We start from the raw sequence: 444 nt of genomic DNA on the forward strand, positions 1-444 counted from the left end.
GGTTCCAGCCCTGGACTTGGGCGCCTTCGACGAGCTCGGTGGGGCCTTGCGGGGCTTGTCCCGCGGTTGGCCGGCCTCCTTGGCCCGTTCTCGGGCCCGGCGGTCCTCGATGTCGCGGATCGCCAGCCACAACAGCTTGATGACGGCGTCGTCGTTGGGGAAGTGGCCGCGGTTCTTGATGATCTTGCGGAGCTGGTAGTTCAGCGACTCGATCGCGTTGGTGGTGTAGATGATCTTCCGCAGGGCGGGTGGGAACTCCAGGAACGGGATGAACCGTTCCCACGCGTCGCGCCAGACCCGCACGGTCGCCGGGTACTTCTTGCCCCAGTTGGATCCTTCGAAGATGTCGACCTCGGTCGCGGACGCAGCGACGGTGGGTGCGGTGTAGATCATCTTCAACGCCGCGGCGACGGCTTTGCGGTCGGAGTCGGGCACGAAGCGCAG

Annotated in this window: 1 pseudogene; it reads right to left on the reverse strand. The window is 66.0% G+C overall.

Annotated elements, in window-relative coordinates:
* Window positions 1–444: pseudogene (locus ACU8YE_RS25335) on the reverse strand (transposase); the annotation flags it as partial.

It is taken from the genome of Ralstonia sp. VS2407 (assembly GCF_052950655.1).